The organism is Cetobacterium sp. (assembly GCF_048470075.1).
GTDB lineage: Bacteria > Fusobacteriota > Fusobacteriia > Fusobacteriales > Fusobacteriaceae > Cetobacterium_A.
This window is the reverse complement of sequence record NZ_DBGBQB010000228.1, coordinates 1-3,345: the sequence shown is the minus strand read 5'-3', so window position 1 is coordinate 3,345 and position 3,345 is coordinate 1. Positions and strand designations below refer to the sequence as shown.

The following is a 3,345-nucleotide window of genomic DNA, read 5'->3' as shown; positions in this document are numbered from 1 at the left end:
ATCTATAATGGCATATATACTAACTAATCTTCTTTCATTTTCAATGATAATATTTTTTTCAGAATCTTCCATCATATATTTTTCTATTTTTAACCATCTTTTTTTATTTGTCATAAGTCCTTTTTCTGGGAATTTGAATGTTAGTTTTTTACCATAATCATTTTCTAAGTCATCTGTATAAATTTCAATCATTCCTTTTCCTACTACAATATCAGTCATAGATGTAGTATTAATATTCTCAAATCTCATAGGTTCGTGTATTTTTAATTTTATTTGAGAAAAACTAGGAATAGAAAGTATTGATAGTAAAATAAATATTACAAATTTCATTATATCCTCCTATATTCCAGCTTCAACTGTTACATAAACTTTCTTTTGATAACTACCCTCTTTAGATATATTTACTCCTTGAACTTCTACATAGTTATCTGTAATAACTTTACTATTTGCAAATTCAGGTGAATAAATAAAAGTATCTAGACGTCCGTCATCATCTATATCGAGTTGTTTTTCACTATAAAGTATTTTATAAAAATCTTTTTTTTCAGGCTCTCTATTTAACTCTATTTCAAAAGGTACTTGAACAGTTTCATCTCCAAAAACAGTTGCTTCAACTGAAATATCTGAAATAATTTCTAATGGAATAAAAACATTGACTTTTGCTTCCATCATTACAGTAAAATTTTTCTCTAAATGTCGAATATTTCCTTCTTCATCAATATTTTCAACTTTACTTGGTAATGCTGGTACTAAGGGAATTAAAGGTATCACAGGTTTTACTTCTGGTTTTAAATTAGGTTTTATATTAGAAGGAAAGAGAATGGCTGGATTACCATTCTCTTCCGTACCTTGTCCCAAAAGTAATAGTCCTTGACACAAAAATAATACACATAATATTTTTTTTATCATAAAACTATCTCCTTTTTTTAATTGGCTTTTGAAATTTTTTGTGCATTTAAGTTATATACAATTTTGTTTTCAAACTCATCATCTAAGTAAGTTAATTTAACAGTATCATTCAATTTTTCTAAATTATATTTAGTTCCTAAATAACTTACTTCTACAATATATTTTTCAGGGAATAAACCACTTACATCAAATTCACCAATATTATCAGGCATTACTAACTCTATTGACTTACCATTTAAGTCTTTTATTTCAATCAAGACATTTTGATATAGTTCCTCTTTTTCTAAATCAGTAAGGTTTAATCCTTCATCTATATTTATTTTTCCATTTAAATTTAGCATTGGTTTAACTGGAACATATGCTTCTATAGTAGATGCAAAATTACCTTTTATAATTATTTTATTATCTCCTAAAGTAAATGAAGGCTTTTTAATTAATGGTTTTAAATCATAAATAACACCGTTTGAGATACCATAGAACATAGCATAACCTTCTTCATTAGTTGTTGCTGTTGTATTTCCAATAGTAACTTCAACACCCTCAATTAATTTTTCTAGTGGATCTAATTTATTATTGTTATTTTCATCTATAAAAGTAATAACTTTTACTCTTGATACGTCCATAGAATCTACTTTTTTAGTTGGATTTTTTAAATCCACTATTTTATCAATTCCAAACTTATATTCTTGTGATCCAGTCTTATCAAAATTAGCATCCATATCTAACCAATCTGCAAGTTTCATTGATATTTTAAATGTTGCTTTATCTCTATACTGTTCTGAATATCCAAATTCTAAACTATAATCAAGAAATCCTCTATAATTATTGTTGTAGATACTTAAAATAGTTTCATAGTCTTTTCCTGAATTAGTCCATTTATTTTCAAGTCTTGTAGATAAACCAGCTCTTGTTGTATAGTAAGCACTTAAACTATATTCATCTCCTTCTTGTCCTTTGTGTTGAGATTTTTTAGCATCTAGTGAAAATAATATTTTTCCAATATTTTTATCTATTGATACACCATATTGGCTATCACTTTGACTTTCTCCTAAATATTTATGTGTTTTTTTATAATCATATGTTAATCTAACATTTTGGAATATATCATACTGTATTTCATGGCTTTCTTTATATTTTTCACTATGGAATTTTCCATAGTGAGTATTTTCATAAGTATATTTTAAATTTCCATATCCTAATTGAGTTAATCCTCCGTAAGAATATTTATCTTTATATTTTTGATCTCCAACTACATAATCGTCAAAAGATTTTTCAAAATCTAATCTTAAAATATATGAAAGACCATTGTATGTATCTCCATAAACAATATTTGCTTTAGCATCTTGTGTATATTGGTATTTATTATTAATAGTTTCAATACCTCTGTTATAACCAGCTCCAAGAGTTAAGTTATCTGTAACTCCATAGAAAGTATCAAATGAAGTTGTATATTTTTTTGAATCATGATCTTCATTTAATAAGAATGTGTATTGAACTTCTCCTTTATTTTGTTTATCAAAGTCTTCTGTTGTTTTAATTGTTTTCTCTATTACTTTACCTTCAGGAGTATAAATAATTAAAGTATATGTTCTATCCGTAACTATAATAGGATTATCAAAAATAACTTCTCCATTTTCTTCATTCTCTATTGCAATAGAAGCTCCCATATATTTTAATTCTGCTCTACTTCCAACAGGAACATTCTCTTTTATTATAACTTTTGATCCGTCGTTATAATATCCTTTATCTTTATAAAAACTAATACCCCATTCTCTACCTTGTTTTCCACCTGTATTAGATATTTCAAAAGTATGATTTTTCCAGATATCATCATACTCTAATCTAACATCATTTAGAATATTATCATTTATATTATAGTTAAATTGTAACTGTCCATATAATAGTCCACCTTGATATTCAAAACTACTATCCCATGTATTTTCAAAACTTTTTTGACCACTTTGTTTAGTAAAAACTTTATTGGCAGTAACTCTAGCATAACCTAATTCAAATAGTTGTCTTTCACTTCCATATTCAAGAACTCCTATATTTGAATTTTCTTTTAAATTTTCTGCTTTTAAAGAAAGTCTTTTCAATACTTCTTCAGGAGGAGAAAAATTTAAAAAGATTGATAATTTTAAAGAGTTTTCATCTAATCTATAATTAGAAGTAAATAATTTTTTAAATACATCTTCTCTTAAATATATTTTCTCATCTTTTTTTATAATAGTTTTACCTTGTTCTTGTAGTAAAGTTCCTTTTTCGTATATTTCATTATTCTTTAAATTAATTTCAATTTTTCTTAAGTTTTCACCCAATATTAAATTTACTTTTTCGTTTTTAATAGAATCTTCAATATTAATACTTTTTAGAAAACTTTCTAAATCTAAATATCTTGTATCATTTTCATTTATTACAGAGTAAGCATTATCAACC

At 25.4% G+C, this 3,345-nt stretch carries 3 protein-coding genes; all 3 read right to left on the bottom strand.

Annotated elements, in window-relative coordinates; translation table 11 throughout:
• Positions 1–330: hypothetical protein (locus ACMOUI_RS08085; protein ID WP_418965218.1), on the bottom strand; the 330-nt coding region annotated here is incomplete at its 3' end.
• Between the two features lie 9 nt (positions 331–339).
• A complete protein-coding gene (locus ACMOUI_RS08080; protein WP_418965217.1) occupies positions 340–858 on the bottom strand; it encodes a hypothetical protein in 519 nt (172 codons plus the stop codon).
• A 68-nt stretch (positions 859–926) separates the two neighbouring features.
• Positions 927–3,345 (bottom strand): hypothetical protein (locus ACMOUI_RS08075; RefSeq protein WP_418965216.1); only part of this gene is annotated, 2,419 nt, incomplete at its 5' end.